Here is a 15,120-nt window from a genome sequence, read left to right as displayed (position 1 = left end):
TGAAATAGAAATAAAGGAAAAGAGATGTTCAGTCATATCATCCTCGGCGCCCGGGATATCGACCTTATGGTCCGTTTCTATGCTGCTATTTTGGAGGAACTTGGTTTTGTCCCGGTTGAGGAAGAGCCTGGCGGCCCGGCAGGGCAAGGGTGGCATATCCCGGGGCGGCGTTGGCCGCAGTTTTATGTGCAGGTCCCGTTCAATGGTTTGCCGGCGACCTGGGGAAATGGCACGCAGGTCAGCTTCGCTGTCAGCTCGCCGCAGGCTGTACGTCACGTTTGGCAAACCGCGTTATCGCTGGGAGGCGCGGATGAAGGCGCGCCAGGACTTCGCCCGCACTATGCGCCTGACTATTACGGCGCATACTGTCGTGATCCGGAAGGCAACAAGCTGTGTTTTGTCTACACCTCTGAGTTTGACAATACCGTCGGCGGATTGGCATAAATGTTTGCGTATAAGCCGTACGGCAGGGCGGGACGAAAGAAAAAGAGGTGAATGATTGAACGTAAATGATGTAGTGACAGTAAAGACCGATGGCGAAGTGCGCAGAGAAGGGGTCATTCTGGCGGTGGAACCGTTTCAGGAAGGAATCATGTACCTGATTGCACTGGAGGACTACCCCGAGGGGATCTGGTTCTTCAACGAACTTAACAGCCCAGAGGGAGTCTTTGTCGAACCGCGTCAACCTGCGGAGAAATAACAGGCCGATACGGTCACCCGCATCGGCCTGTACGCATCAGAAGGTTTCCCAGTTATCGTTGCCGGATTTAGCGCTGGAAGAAGAGCTCAGCGCCGCGGTTGACGTAGCCAATAGCGGTTTTGACGCCAGCGGGGCCGGGGCGTAACCCTTATCCTGACGATGGCCGGTAAGTTTGAAGGCGGATACCGCGCGGGTCAGCACCATCGCCTGTTCTTCGAGCGATGAGGCGGCGGCAGAAGCCTGCTGCACCAGCGCGGCGTTTTGTTGCGTGACGCTGTCCATCTCGGAAATCGCCTGCCCGACCTGAGTGATGCCGCGGCTTTGCTCATCCGAGGCAGAAGCGATTTCATTCATAATGTCGGTCACGCTGCTTACGGCCTGAACGATTTCGTGCATGGTTTGACCCGCCTTGTCTACCTGTTCTGAACCGCTATGAACCAGAGACACGGATTCGGAGATCAGGCCTTCAATTTCCTTGGCGGCTTGAGCACTGCGCTGCGCCAGGCTGCGCACTTCTCCCGCCACCACCGCGAATCCCCGGCCTTGTTCGCCCGCGCGGGCCGCTTCTACCGCGGCGTTCAACGCCAGGATGTTGGTCTGGAAGGCGATACTGTTGATCACGTTGGTGATTTCAGAAATTTTCCGTGAGCTGCCGGAAATGCTGTTCATGGTGTTAACCACGTTTTCGACGATTTCACCCCCTTGTTTCGCCTTGCCGGAGGCATTAGAGGCTAGCTGGCTGGCATGGTGCGCGTTGTCGGAGTTCTGTTTTACGGTGGCGGTCAACTGTTCCATGCTGGCGGCGGTCTCTTCAATCGCCGCCGCCTGCTGCTCGGTGCGGGAAGAGAGGTCGCTATTACCGGCCGTAATTTCGGTGGTTCCCTGATAAATGGAGTCTGCGCTGTCGCGCACGGTGGAAACCGTATGCACCAGCGATGCCTGCATCTGCTGGATGTTCTGGCTCAGGATGCCGATTTCATTTTTGCCATAGGTTTCGTTAGGCTGGGTCAGGTCACCCTGAGCAATGCGTTGAATACGCTGTACCAGACGGTTCATCGGCTTGATCAGCGTACCGCGCAGGAACATGAAGGTCAGCAGGGTCATGGCGATGGCGATGGCGAAGCTGACGGCCATCAGCGTGTAACCCATCATGGCCTGATATTGCGCATTGCTATTAAGCGCTTTGGCTCGCTCGGTACGGAAGGCAATCGCCTTCAGCAATGGCTTATTGTAGGCTTCGTCCAGTACACGGACCTCTTCCGATTCGTGCGTCAGTATTTCTTCGAAATAACCATCTTTCGCCGCCTTAAGCATCGGCATGATGCCTTTTTCAACGTAATCGTTATAGGCCTTATTCAGTTCCGGTTCCAACGCCAGATCCGTGTCGGTTTTGACGGTACGGTTCTCATAAACTTTGAAGGCGTCCTTCGACGAAGCAATGCGTTGTTCCGCCTGCTTCAGGTTGTTATTGAATACTTCCGTGTCGCCAACGCGAACGGCGGCGCCAGCCTGGATAATGAGCAGGCGGGCGGTTCTGAGATGGTTGGAACTGTTTGACAGCCCGAGGCGGACGTCAATTTCCTGAGTAACGTAATCCAGGCTCTGATTGGCGCGCACCAAAAAGTAGCTGGCGGTGCCGATAGCCAGGGCGAATAACAGCATGATCCCGCCCAGAATGATGACAAATAACGGCACCAGTCCAAGATTACCCAATATGCCGGTTTTACCCTGTTGTTCAGACTTTGACATCATTTTCATATCCATTCGCTCATTTTCAGGAAAAATATATGTGCATCAACCGTACTACGCGCAGGTGTAGTTTGGGTGTTTTTTGTTTCTGGAAACAGCTGTGTGGCGATCCGTACTCAAATACCAACATAATCTAACATCGGCATATAATGTGAAACATTCATGAATTTCAATGCGATGTCGATCACGAATCTGGCGGCAGAGGCATATCGGATCCTGTTATTTATATATTTCAATTATTAGGCAATTAATCGGCGTGACGGATGTCTAAAAACGGGAAGGCGCGTACCCGGAAACGGCATACGCGCATGACGCATTGGACTACGGTGTCCGGCTAATCAGGAACGGCGGTTTAATAACTTTGACGCAGAATTCGGTGGGCGGCGGCACGGTCAATATCCTGGTGTTCCCCCTGCGGCAACAAATGAAACTTTTCCAGGTTCGCCAGAATATCGTCAATTGCGGATTCGGGCAGGTTGTAGTCGCGCATTCGGGTTTTCACTTCCATGGTTTCAAAGAACTCCCGTGTTTTCTCGATAGCCAGTGAAATCAGGCTTTCCTCATCCGCAGCGGTAAGATTCCATACTCGCTGGGCGTACTGCACCAGCTTGTCATGCTTTGTGCGACGCTGCACATCAAGCAGCGAAGGCAGAAGTACCGCCAGCGTTTGCGCATGGTCCAACCCGAAAAGCGATGTTAACTGGTGACCGATACGGTGCGTTGCCCAGTCCTGAGGCACGCCGGCGCCGATCAGTCCGTTCAGGGCCAACGTGGCGCTCCAGGTGAGCGTCGCGCGAACATCATAGTTTTCCGGTGCCTGTATGGCTTTGGGGCCTTCTTCTATTAATGTCAGCAATAACCCTTCGGCAAATCGATCCTGCACTTTGCCATAGACCGGATAGGTCAGATACTGCTCCAGCACGTGTACGAATGCATCCACTACGCCATTCGCAACCTGACGCGATGGCAAAGTGTAGGATTTCCGCGGATCGAGAACAGCGAACTTGGGAAACAACAGCGGGTGACTATAGCCGGCTTTGGCGCCGGATTGCTTGTGGGATACCACAGCCGTTGCATTCATTTCCGAACCGGTCGCCGGCAATGTCATCACGCACCCGATCGGCAACGCAGACTGGATTGGCGCCCTGGCAAGCCAGGTATTCCAGATATCAGCCTGTGTGCTCGCGGCCGCGATAAATTTGGTTCCGTCGACCACCGAACCGCCACCTATCGCCAGCAAAAAATCAATCTTGTTCGCCTTTACGACGTCGACTGCGCGCATCAACGTCGCATATTGCGGGTTGGGTTCAATACCGCCGAATTCGAAGCAGGTATAATGGGTCAATAATTGTCGGATTTCATCCAGCGTGCCGTATTTTCTGGCGCTGCCTCCGCCATAAGTTATTAGTATGCGGGCGTTTTCCGGAATGTATTTGACAATCTCAGCCAGTTTGCCTGGCCCAAACAGGATTCTCGTCGGGTTGAAATACTCAAAATCCAGCATGAAAATGGCTCCAGTGTTTCGTTATATGGACATAAAATACACTAATGAAATAGTAACTTTGGTGATAAAATTAGAAATATTAATGTAAATCAAAGTGGTTGTAGAATCGGGGTTTAATCTGATAAGCAGCTGTGTCAATTTTTTACTTTTAAAATCAATTAATTGATTTTGTCATACTGAACGAAACTCTATTGCGGGGAGTTTTTTTCTCCTGTTGTGATCATATTGTGTTCAGGAAAATTTCACAGCAGGGTAAAAATCAGTGAAATATTATGTTTTGCCTCTTTCATTTTTGTGATGCAGATCACATAATTATCAAAATGCTGATATGCCTGCGTTGTATGAGTCAGGCCGAAGGCGGTACAGTGGCGGAGGATTAGGATTAATCCTACGTTCTATGTTGGACGCAATACAGAGAAAGGATGAGCCTGGAGTTATGAAGAGATGGAGCCTCAGACGCATCAATGTTGATGCTGTATTTTTCGTCATATTAGAAGATTATAAAGTAGTAGAATTATCTGGCACCGATAGTTTTCATGCCACCTATGGAGAGTGATTGTTTAGCGGGTGAGCAGTCTATCACCTAACTTATGTTTGAAACATAGTCTGTCGGGATGGGAATATGGGTACCTCTGAATTGCTCAAGCACATTTATGACATCAATTTGTCTTATTTGTTACTGGCTCAGCGATTAATAAACGACGAAAAAGCATCAGCGATGTTCCGGTTGGGTATCAATGAAGAAATGGCTGAGGCATTGATGCAGCTGACTTTGCCGCAAATGGTAAAGCTCGCTGAAACCAATCAACTAATATGTCATTTCCGCTTCAGTGATCACAATACGATTAAGTTATTAACACAAGAATCCCGGGTTGATGATCTGCAACAGATCCATACCGGTATTTTATTGTCGAGTCATTTATTACAAGAGCTGTCTTCAAAAGAAGAAGGCTTGCCTAAGAAAAGGGCATAATGATGGCGGAGAAAAGTATTGTTCAGGAAGCTAAGGATATCCAGCTGGCGATGGAACTCATTTCACTGGGTGCGCGCCTGCAGATGCTGGAAAGCGAGACGCAATTAAGTCGCGGTCGCTTAATCAAGCTTTATAAAGAATTACGAGGCAGCCCTCCGCCTAAAGGAATGTTGCCGTTTTCTACCGACTGGTTCATGACATGGGAACAGAATATCCATTCTTCCATGTTCTATAACGCCTATCTGTTTTTACTCAAAAATGGACAATGCACCGGTGTCGAGGCAGTAATCAAGGCTTATCGCCTTTACCTCGAACAATGTGCTCCTCAAAGCGATGTGCCTTTGCTGGCGTTGACCCGCGCCTGGACATTGGTTCGTTTTGTGGATAGCGGCATGCTGCAGCTGTCCTCATGTAATTGCTGCAAGGGGATGTTTATTACCCATGCACATCAGCCCAAGAATAGTTTTGTCTGCAGTTTATGCCAGCCACCCTCCAGAGCAGTAAAAAGACGTAAACTTTCGCCGAATGTTGCCGATATGATACCTCAACTGCTGGACGAACAGGTTAAACATGCAGTCTGAGCCTGATGGCGATTTTGTGGTTCTGTCATCGCGCGTTCATTGCCCGATGGCAGTATTCCCTCCAAATAAGTCGTTGGTAAGACTGCATTTATAACTCTCTCCGCCACCCTTTTACTATCTATAAGGAATTCTTGTGCTGGTTATATTGGGTTATCTTGTCACTATAGGCTCCATACTTGGCGGTTATCTTATCGTGGGTGGCGAGTTGGGGGCGTTGTATCAGCCTTCGGAACTGTTGATTATTGGTGGCGCGGCTGCTGGTGCGTTTATTGTTGGTAACAACGGCAAAGCGATAAAGGCGACGCTGAAAGCGCTTCCCACGCTGTTGAAAGGATCCCAATATACGAAAGCCGTATACATGGATCTGATGGCGGTATTGTTCCGGTTGATGGCCAAATCCCGCCAGCAGGGTATGCTTTCGTTGGAGTTTGATATCGACAACCCAAAAGAGAGTGAGATTTTCTCGAATTATCCCCGCATCCTTTCTGATAACTATATCGTAGAGTTCGTCACGGATTATCTGCGACTGATGGTCAGCGGCAACATGAATGCGTTTGAAATCGAAACGCTGATGGATGAAGAGATCGAAACTGTCGAACATGAAGTCGAAGTGCCGGCCACCAGTCTGAACCTGATGGGGGATGGTTTGCCGGCATTCGGTATCGTGGCGGCGGTCATGGGGGTTGTGCATTCATTGGCGTTTGTTGATCGTCCTGCAGCCGAGCTGGGGATGATGATCGCCCATGCGATGGTGGGTACGTTCCTGGGGATTTTGCTGGCATATGGCTTTGTGTCGCCGCTGGCGTCGCTGTTACGTCAGAAGAACTCAGAGAAGCTCAAGGTTCTTCAGTGCATCAAGGTGACACTGTTATCCAGCCTGAATGGTTATGCGCCGCAGATTGCTGTTGAATTCGGTCGTAAAACTCTTTATTCAACAGTGCGTCCTTCATTTACCGAGATGGAAGAGCATATTCGTAATGTGAAGGCACCGGCACAGCAGGCATCGGAAAATGACGCATGAAACACCAGCATCCCATTATCCGCAAAAAACGTAAATCGGGGCATGCCGCTCATCATGGTGGTTCATGGAAGATTGCTTATGCCGACTTCATGACCGCTATGATGGCTCTCTTCCTGGTCATGTGGCTGATTGCCATTTCCTCACCTTCCCAGTTGGCTCAGATTGCCGAATATTTCCGCACGCCATTGAAAATTGCCATCACGTCCGGTCCGAAGATGAGTGATGCCTCCAACCCCATCCCGGGCGGCGGTTCGGATCCTACTCAGCAAGAAGGCGATGTGAAGCGGCAGATTGACACCATGGATGGCCGTCTTGAGGAAATCAAACTGAACAAACTGCGGGAGCGGCTCGATCAGTTGATTGAGGCCGATCCCCGTCTTAAAGCGTTACGCCCGCACCTGTTGATTGAAATGGTGGATGAGGGGCTACGCATTCAAATTATTGACAGTAACAATCGCCCAATGTTTAAAACCGGCAGCGCCCAGGTTGAGCCTTACATGAGCGATATTTTGCGAGCCATCGCGCCGATTTTGAATGATATTCCCAATAAAATCAGTTTATCGGGCCATACTGATGATGCACAGTATGCAATGGGGGAGCGAGGCTACAGCAACTGGGAGTTGTCGGCCGATCGCGCTAATGCTTCCCGGCGCGAACTGATTGTTGGTGGACTGGCTGAGGGCAAGGTTTTACGCGTAGTTGGAATGGCCGACACGATGAATTTAAAGCAGGCGAAGGGAGGCAGCGATGCCATCAACCGGCGAATCAGTCTGGTTGTCCTGAACAAGCAGGCGCAGGAAAACATCGAACGTGAAAATGCTGAAAGCAGCGCAGTAAACATTGATAAAATAGAGAATTTACAGAACATGGGGATGGAAAAGGCCAAACCTGCTACCGCGCCTGCCGATAACGGTAACAGTACGGCTACACCACAACCCGAAACCAATGGGACGCCTGCATCTGGCTCAACTGTGGCTCCAGCCCAAGCACCGGCAACGACGGCGCCGGCATCGGGGGCGAATGGCGCGTCGACGACAGGACGTCGGCAGCCTACTACAGCTTTGCCAGCAGCACCTGATAGCCAGGCGACACCTTCTTCAACAAGCCGCGATTCACAGCAGAGGTGACCCACGTGAGCATGGACATGAGTGCTTTTTATCAAACATTCTTTGATGAAGCAGATGAATTGTTGGCGGACATGGAGCAACATTTATTGCAACTTGATCCGTTAGCGCCCGATACGGAACAGATGAATGCCATATTTCGCGCTGCTCACTCGATTAAAGGGGGCGCGGGAACGTTCGGTTTCACGGTATTGCAGGAAACCACACACATATTAGAAAACCTGTTGGATGGTGCCAGACGCGGTGAAATGCGATTGAGCACTGATATCATCAACCTGTTTTTGGAAACCAAAGATATCATGCAGGATCAGTTGGATGCTTACAAAACCTCGCAAGAGCCCAACGCCGAAAGCTTTGAGTATATCTGTCAGGCTCTGCGCCAGCTTGCTCTGGAGTCCAAAGATGATGGTGCTGCCGGAGCGGCCTCTGTCAAGGTAAATGCTGAACAACCGGTTTCCGCGTCCCCTACGCCGGCTTCCGCCGGCGGTCATTCGGGATTGCGTATTGCCCTTACCAACCTGAAAGAGTCAGATATTCCTCAGTTGCTTGAAGAATTGGGGAATCTGGGTACGGTAAAAGATACGGCGCAGACCAGCAACAGTGTTGAGTTAACGCTGGAAACGTCAGCCAGTGAAGATGACATCAGCGCTGTGCTGTGTTTTGTGCTGGAGCCGGACCAAATCAACTTCAAATCTGCCGCTCAGGCAGCGCCAGCCGACGCTGCTCCGCCAGTTGCTGCGGTGGTCGAGCCGACTGAGCCTGCGCCTGCGCCAGTTGCCCCCGTTCAGCCTGCTGCGCCAGTGGCGGCTGCACCGGCGGCCAAGCCTGCAGGCGGCAATGATGCAGCCAAAGGCAGACAAAAAGCCGGTGACACCAGTATCCGTGTAGCGGTGGAAAAAGTTGACCAGCTCATTAACCTGGTTGGTGAACTGGTGATTACTCAATCCATGCTGGCTCAGCGCTCCAGTGCGCTGGATCCGGTCGCTCATGGCGACCTGCTTAATAGCATGGGGCAGTTGGAAAGAAACGCGCGTGACCTGCAAGAGTCCGTGATGTCGATCCGTATGATGCCGATGGAATATGTATTCAGCCGTTTCCCGCGTCTGGTTCGCGACCTGGCCGCCAAGCTGGGCAAAGAAGTTGAACTGACCCAGTTGGGAAGTTCAACCGAGCTGGATAAGAGCCTGATCGAACGTATTATTGACCCGTTGACGCACCTTGTACGTAACAGTCTGGACCATGGTATCGAGTCACCGGAAAAACGTATTGAAGCGGGCAAATCGGCTGTCGGAAACCTGACGCTGTCTGCGGAACATCAGGGCGGCAATATCTGTATCGAAGTGATTGACGACGGTGCGGGTCTGAATCGCGAGCGTATCCTGGCCAAAGCCCTGTCCCAGGGGATGGCGGTGAGCGATAGCATGACTGACGAAGAAGTCGGTATGCTGATTTTTGCTCCCGGTTTTTCTACTGCCGAGAAAGTGACCGATGTGTCGGGTCGTGGCGTGGGCATGGATGTGGTGAAACGAAATATCCAGGAGATGGGCGGGCATGTTGAAATTCATTTCGTGAAAGGTAAGGGAACCACCATCCGCATTCTTCTGCCGTTGACGCTGGCGATCCTGGATGGCATGTCGGTCAAGGTCAATAGTGATGTATTTATCCTGCCGCTTAACGCGGTTATGGAGTCTCTGCAGCCGCAGGCCGAGGATTTGTATCCTCTTGCTGGAGGAGAGCGTGTGCTGCAGGTCCGTGGCGAATATCTGCCACTGGTTGAGCTGTATCAGGTATTCGATGTCGCCGGAGCAAAAACGGATGCCACTCAGGGTATCGTTGTTATCCTGCAGAGTGCCGGCCGTCGTTATGCCTTGCTGGTTGACCAGTTGATTGGTCAGCATCAGGTTGTTGTGAAGAACCTGGAAAGCAATTATCGCAAGGTGCCAGGCGTTTCAGCCGCAACTATTTTGGGTGATGGTAGCGTAGCGCTGATTGTGGATGTTTCTGCGTTGCAGGCGCTTTATCGGGAAAAGCGTGTGGTTGAAACCGCAGCTTAACAGCAAATTACAGCTATAGATTAAAGGTGAGAAACATGACTGGACTTGCAAATGTCACAAAATTAGCAGGCGAGACAGTAGGTCAGGAATTTTTGATTTTCACGCTGGGTGACGAAGAGTACGGCGTGGACATTTTGAAGGTTCAAGAGATTCGCGGTTACGATCAGGTCACTCGTATTGCCAACACGCCGAGCTTTATTAAAGGTGTTACCAACCTTCGCGGCGTCATCGTGCCGATCGTCGATTTGCGCATCAAATTCATGCAGCAGGAAGTCGATTATGATGACAATACGGTCGTCATTGTTTTGAATCTGGGACAGCGTGTAGTGGGCATCGTGGTTGATGGCGTGTCTGACGTGTTGTCACTGACTGCTGATCAAATTCGTCCGGCGCCGGAGTTCGCGGTGACCCTGTCGACGGAATACCTCACCGGACTGGGTTCTCTGGGCGAGCGTATGCTGATTCTGGTTGATATTGAGAAGCTACTCAGTAGCGAGGAAATGGCGCTGGTTGATAGCGTCATGAAGGTTTAATAAACCAGCCATATTGGGCCACTTCGGTGGCCCATGTCATTTGATACCCTCAATCTCTGGAATTCAAAAGTTATAGAGATGCACAAGCATCAGTGATCGTTGTTATTAAGGCTTAATATGCTGAATCGTGTAAAAGTTGTTTCCGGGATCGTTATCGTTCTTGGACTATTCATTGCTCTTCAAATCATTTCTGGTGGGTTATTTTTTAATGCACTGAAGTCGGACAGAGATATCTTTACGACGACACGAATTATTAATCAGCAGAAATCAGAACTGGAATCTACCTGGTCTTATTTATTGCAGACGCGTAACACGTTGAACCGTGCAGGAACACGTTATGCCATGGACGCATCAGGCGGGGCATCTGGCGGCGTATCAGCCAAGGAGCTGATTGAACTGGCGAAAAAACAGCTGGTTATCGCCAACACCCACTTCGCCAACTATGAAAAGATCCCTTATACCAATCAGCAGGATCCGGCTGTGGCTCAAGTGGTGAAAGATAATTACACCACGTTGAACAGCGCGTTAAGCGAACTGATTGTTTTTATCTCTAACGGTAGGCTGAAGGAGTTTTTTGATCAGCCGACTCAAAGTTTTCAGGACAAGTTCGAGAAGGCCTATTATTCTTACAAAGAATCTTACGACAAAGTCTATGCTAATGCCGTAGAGGAAAATAATTCGGCTTATTCAACGGCATTATGGTTGCTGATATCGGTAGCGATACTGGTTGTCGTGATGGCGCTGCTTGTTTGGCTGGGTATCAATCGTTCACTTATTCAGCCATTGACCAATCTTATTGAACATATCCGGCATATGGCGAAAGGCGACCTGACTACCCGGATTGATTTCCATGGCACGAACGAAATGGGGATTCTGGCGGATAGCCTGCGCCATATGCAGACTGAGTTCTTTACGACGGTCAGTGCGGTTCGGCAGGGCGCAGAAGCCATTTATACCGGCGCATCGGAAATCAGCGCTGGCAATAGTGATCTGTCGTCACGAACCGAACAGCAGGCGGCGGCGCTGGAAGAAACTGCGGCCAGCATGGAGCAGTTGACATCCACCGTGAAACAGAACGCCGAGAATGCGCGTCAGGCAAGCCAACTGGCGTTGAGCGCCTCCGAAACAGCGCAGAAAGGCGGCAAGGTTGTCGATAACGTGGTGAAAACCATGCATAACATCGCTGGCAGTTCGCAGAAGATTGCTGATATCACCAGCGTGATCGATGGTATCGCCTTCCAGACCAATATCCTGGCGCTGAACGCTGCTGTTGAAGCGGCCAGAGCCGGAGAGCAGGGAAGAGGCTTTGCTGTTGTGGCAGGCGAGGTGCGTAACCTGGCCCAACGCAGCGCTCAAGCGGCAAAAGAGATTAAATCTCTGATTGAGGATTCGGTAAATCGGGTTGAAGAAGGCTCCGTACTGGTCGAAAGTGCCGGGGAAACCATGGGCGAGATCGTCGGTGCCGTCACGCGCGTTACTGACATCATGGGCGAAATTGCTTCTGCGTCTGAGGAGCAAAGCCGCGGTATCGATCAGGTTGGCCTGGCGGTGACCGAGATGGACCGCGTTACCCAACAGAACGCCTCGCTGGTGGAAGAATCTGCCTCTGCGGCGAATGCGCTTGAAGAGCAGGTTCGGGTACTGAATCAGGCAGTGGCCGTATTCCGTTTGTCGGATGCTACGATGGCGGCCGGACGCCCCGCTGCGATTGCCTCACGGGCGCCGGTTTCCAAACCGGTTCTCCTGGCAACGCCGGCTTCCGCAGAGAAAGAGAAAAAGGCCAGAGCCAGTAAAACCACCGATAACTGGGAAACCTTTTAATCGCTGAATCGGATGGGCCAGGTTATCGGCCCATCCGATAAATAGACAAGCAATAATGAAAATTTATCCTGAGCAACAATAGCAATGCTGAGTATAGATTTTCATCTGATGATTTTTGCAGCTTTCTTTTTTCTCACTAATGAAAGTTGCATCACGGAACAAAAAAATGGCAGGGAGACGCTATATTGGATGATGTTTACTTAAGATATTTTTAAGGGATTCTGTGCCTTAATGTTACGCAGCCGGTATTGATACGGCTGTGGTTTTGAGACAAAGGTTGCAGTTTTAATTTTTGTTACCGTTATGACGCTTCTTTAGTTAAAGAAAGGTTTAATACGGCCGATTGATATAAGTAATGCCAACTGTATAGGCGTATTTTAACGGCATTCTGGGCGTGATTGTCAGTCAGATGCGGCTGATCGCACTCAGAGGCGTATGGCGACGATAAGGGTTGCATTATTTTTCGGTGAGCAATCTTCACGATGAACAATGCCGAAAAGGCATCAATGTAAACCATCGCATGATTACCGCCATTAATCCGTCGGAGAAGGGCTGATAAAAGCATGCTTCCCGCTGGTATTCTGGGTGGTATCCGGTTCATCGCATAAGAAGATGCCGGAGATTAAAGCATGAGACCTGTAATAGCTATAATGGGAAGTCTGATTGGAAAACAATAAAATCATCTATCCATTTTCGGGCGGTCAGATATGAAAAATACACCATCGCCAAATCGTTCAGGTTCTACATCTATTTTGAGTCAGATGGTTGAACGGTTGCCGCTGTCTGATGTTCATTTCCGAAGAATCAGCCAGCTTATCTATCAGCGCGCCGGCATCGTGCTGGCCGATCATAAACGTGAGATGGTCTACAACCGTCTGGTCAGACGGCTGCGTTTACTGGGAATCAACGATTTTGGTCAGTACCTTGCTTTGCTGGAATCGGACCCGAACAGTGCCGAATGGCAGGCATTTATTAATGCGCTAACGACCAATCTGACGGCGTTTTTTCGTGAGGCGCACCATTTCCCCATTCTTGCCGAGCACGCCCGTAAACGGCCCGGAGGGTACAGCATCTGGTGTACCGCTGCGTCTACGGGAGAAGAGCCTTACTCATTGGCGATGACTCTGGCTGAAGTCTATGGCGACCGTGCCAGTAACTGTCAGATCATAGCCAGCGATATTGATACACAGGTTTTAGAGAAAGCGTCTGCCGGCATTTACCGGCAGGAAGATCTGCGTTCGCTTTCTCCACAGCAGATGCAGCGTTTCTTTTTGCGGGGAACCGGGCCGCACAGCGGGTTGGTCCGTGTTCGGCCGGACCTGGCGAACATGATACATTTTCAGCAAGTGAATTTGTTGGCTCCCGAGTGGTCTCTGCCAGCGCCTTTTGATGCGATCTTTTGTCGTAACGTAATGATTTATTTTGATAAAGAGACCCAGGAGCGCATTTTGCGTCGTTTTGTTCCGCTGCTTAAACCGGGCGGATTATTGTTTGCCGGGCATTCAGAGAACTTCAGTCAGATCAGTCGGGAATTTTACCTGCGCGGGCAGACTGTTTATGGGCTGGCTAAGGAAAGATAATGAGCAAAATAAAAGTATTATGTGTTGATGATTCTGCGCTAATGCGTCAGATCATGACCGAAATCATTAATAGTCATCCCGATATGGAGGTGGTTGCCACTGCACCTGACCCTTTAGTGGCGCGTGATTTAATCAAGAAGTTCAATCCGCAGGTGTTGACGCTCGATGTGGAAATGCCGCGTATGGATGGCCTTGATTTTCTTGAAAAATTAATGCGACTTCGTCCAATGCCGGTGGTGATGGTGTCTTCGCTGACCGGTAAAGGTTCGGAAATTACTTTGCGGGCGCTTGAGCTCGGGGCGATCGATTTTGTTACCAAGCCTCAGTTGGGCATTCGCGAAGGGATGTTGGCATACAGTGAACTGATCGCGGAAAAAATCCGTATGGCTGCCAAGGCGCGTTTGCCCCAGCGCAACGCGGCGCCTGCGCCTACGGTGTTGATCCCCAGTACACCGTTGCTTAGTAGTGAAAAACTGATCGCAATTGGCGCCTCAACCGGCGGCACCGAGGCGATCAGGCATGTCTTACAGCCGTTGCCGCCGACCAGCCCGGCGTTGCTGATTACTCAGCATATGCCGCCGGGATTTACCAAGTCTTTCGCTGAGCGGTTAAATAAACTGTGTCAGATTACAGTGAAAGAGGCCGAAGACGGTGAACGTGTCCTGCCGGGGCATGCGTATATCGCGCCTGGCGCCCGCCATCTTGAGCTGGCGCGTAGCGGTGCGAACTATCAGGTAAAATTGCATGATGGCCCGCCGGTTAATCGTCATCGTCCTTCTGTTGACGTACTGTTCCACTCTGTTGCACAGTACGCCGGGCGAAATGCGGTAGGAGTAATCCTAACTGGCATGGGAAATGATGGGGCCGCGGGAATGCTGGAACTTCATAAAGCGGGAGCGTATACGATCGCGCAAAATGAAGCCAGCTGTGTGGTATTCGGTATGCCGCGAGAGGCTATTGCACTCGGTGGTGTCGATGAGGTGGTGGATTTGCACCAGGTGAGTCAGCGGATGCTGGCACAAGTTTCTGCCGGACAGGCATTACGTATATAGCAGCTCCGGGTGAGCAATAATATTAGGAGTAGGTATGGCTGATAAAGAACTCAGATTTTTAGTAGTGGATGATTTTTCGACGATGCGTCGTATTGTTCGAAATCTACTAAAAGAGCTGGGCTTCAACAATGTGGAAGAAGCGGAAGATGGCGCTGATGCTCTGAACAAGCTCCGTTCAGGCGGTTTCGATTTTGTCATTTCTGACTGGAACATGCCTAATATGGACGGACTTGAGCTGTTGCAGGCTATCCGTGCCGATGGCACGCTTTCCAAGCTTCCCGTTCTGATGGTAACCGCTGAGGCAAAGAAAGAGAATATTATTGCTGCAGCACAGGCTGGTGCCAGTGGTTATGTTGTTAAACCGTTTACTGCCGCTACGCTTGAAGAAAAACTGAGTAAGATTTTCGAAAAGCTTGGTATGTAAGGAG

Annotated in this window: 14 protein-coding genes; 12 read left to right on the top strand and 2 right to left on the bottom strand. The window is 50.6% G+C overall.

Features of this window, described 5'->3' with window-relative positions:
• Nucleotides 1-24 precede the first annotated feature (24 nt).
• Nucleotides 25-444 carry a VOC family protein gene (locus tag CVE23_RS14335; protein ID WP_038919586.1) on the top strand — a complete coding sequence of 140 codons (420 nt, stop codon included), beginning with the start codon at nucleotides 25-27 and terminating at the stop codon, nucleotides 442-444.
• A 55-nt stretch (nucleotides 445-499) separates the two neighbouring features.
• A complete protein-coding gene (gene dsrB / locus CVE23_RS14330; protein ID WP_049855041.1) occupies nucleotides 500-700 on the top strand; it encodes a protein DsrB in 201 nt (66 codons plus the stop codon).
• A 36-nt stretch (nucleotides 701-736) separates the two neighbouring features.
• Here the strand turns inward: dsrB and CVE23_RS14325 are convergent, their stop codons facing one another.
• Together CVE23_RS14325 and CVE23_RS14320 are read right to left on the bottom strand one after the other, a co-directional pair.
• Nucleotides 737-2,464 (bottom strand): methyl-accepting chemotaxis protein, encoded by a 1,728-nt coding sequence (locus tag CVE23_RS14325; protein WP_038919584.1) that lies wholly within the window; start codon nucleotides 2,462-2,464, stop codon nucleotides 737-739.
• Between the two features lie 337 nt (nucleotides 2,465-2,801).
• Nucleotides 2,802-3,953, bottom strand: a complete 1,152-nt coding sequence (locus CVE23_RS14320; protein ID WP_100849792.1) for an iron-containing alcohol dehydrogenase — start codon at nucleotides 3,951-3,953, stop codon at nucleotides 2,802-2,804.
• Nucleotides 3,954-4,575: 622 nt separating this feature from the next.
• Here CVE23_RS14320 and flhD point away from each other — a divergent pair.
• From flhD to cheY, 10 genes are all read left to right on the top strand, one after another.
• Nucleotides 4,576-4,926 (top strand): flagellar transcriptional regulator FlhD, encoded by a 351-nt coding sequence (flhD, locus tag CVE23_RS14315; protein ID WP_038667870.1) that lies wholly within the window; start codon nucleotides 4,576-4,578, stop codon nucleotides 4,924-4,926.
• 2 nt (nucleotides 4,927-4,928) lie between these two features.
• Nucleotides 4,929-5,507 (top strand): flagellar transcriptional regulator FlhC, encoded by a 579-nt coding sequence (gene flhC / locus CVE23_RS14310; RefSeq protein WP_038669508.1) that lies wholly within the window; start codon nucleotides 4,929-4,931, stop codon nucleotides 5,505-5,507.
• Between the two features lie 133 nt (nucleotides 5,508-5,640).
• A complete protein-coding gene (gene motA / locus CVE23_RS14305) occupies nucleotides 5,641-6,528 on the top strand; it encodes a flagellar motor stator protein MotA (RefSeq protein WP_038667872.1) in 888 nt (295 codons plus the stop codon).
• Nucleotides 6,525-7,655 carry a flagellar motor protein MotB gene (motB, locus tag CVE23_RS14300; RefSeq protein WP_038919582.1) on the top strand — a complete coding sequence of 377 codons (1,131 nt, stop codon included), beginning with the start codon at nucleotides 6,525-6,527 and terminating at the stop codon, nucleotides 7,653-7,655. The genes motA and motB overlap by 4 nt, the downstream gene beginning before the upstream one ends.
• Before the next feature lie 17 nt (nucleotides 7,656-7,672).
• The gene (gene cheA, locus CVE23_RS14295; RefSeq protein ID WP_174213773.1) at nucleotides 7,673-9,706 is read left to right on the top strand and encodes a chemotaxis protein CheA; all 2,034 of its coding nucleotides are present in this window, start codon (nucleotides 7,673-7,675) and stop codon (nucleotides 9,704-9,706) included.
• A gap of 35 nt (nucleotides 9,707-9,741) precedes the next feature.
• On the top strand, nucleotides 9,742-10,239 hold the full coding sequence (gene cheW / locus CVE23_RS14290; RefSeq protein ID WP_013318523.1) for a chemotaxis protein CheW: 498 nt from the start codon (nucleotides 9,742-9,744) through the stop codon (nucleotides 10,237-10,239).
• 117 nt (nucleotides 10,240-10,356) lie between these two features.
• Complete coding sequence (locus CVE23_RS14285) at nucleotides 10,357-12,060, top strand: methyl-accepting chemotaxis protein (RefSeq protein ID WP_049855044.1); 1,704 nt, start codon at nucleotides 10,357-10,359, stop codon at nucleotides 12,058-12,060.
• Between the two features lie 707 nt (nucleotides 12,061-12,767).
• Nucleotides 12,768-13,640 carry a protein-glutamate O-methyltransferase CheR gene (gene cheR / locus CVE23_RS14280; RefSeq protein ID WP_013318521.1) on the top strand — a complete coding sequence of 291 codons (873 nt, stop codon included), beginning with the start codon at nucleotides 12,768-12,770 and terminating at the stop codon, nucleotides 13,638-13,640.
• Entirely contained in the window at nucleotides 13,640-14,692 is a 1,053-nt protein-coding gene (locus tag CVE23_RS14275; RefSeq protein WP_013318520.1) for a protein-glutamate methylesterase/protein-glutamine glutaminase, read from the top strand. Before cheR ends, CVE23_RS14275 begins: the two co-directional genes overlap by 1 nt.
• A 34-nt stretch (nucleotides 14,693-14,726) precedes the next feature.
• The gene (cheY, locus tag CVE23_RS14270) at nucleotides 14,727-15,116 is read left to right on the top strand and encodes a chemotaxis response regulator CheY (protein ID WP_013318519.1); all 390 of its coding nucleotides are present in this window, start codon (nucleotides 14,727-14,729) and stop codon (nucleotides 15,114-15,116) included.
• Nucleotides 15,117-15,120 lie beyond the last annotated feature (4 nt).

Origin of the sequence: Dickeya fangzhongdai (assembly GCF_002812485.1) — a bacterium.
GTDB classification, from domain to species: Bacteria; Pseudomonadota; Gammaproteobacteria; order Enterobacterales; family Enterobacteriaceae; genus Dickeya; species Dickeya fangzhongdai.
This window is presented reverse-complemented; position numbering and strand designations above follow the sequence as displayed.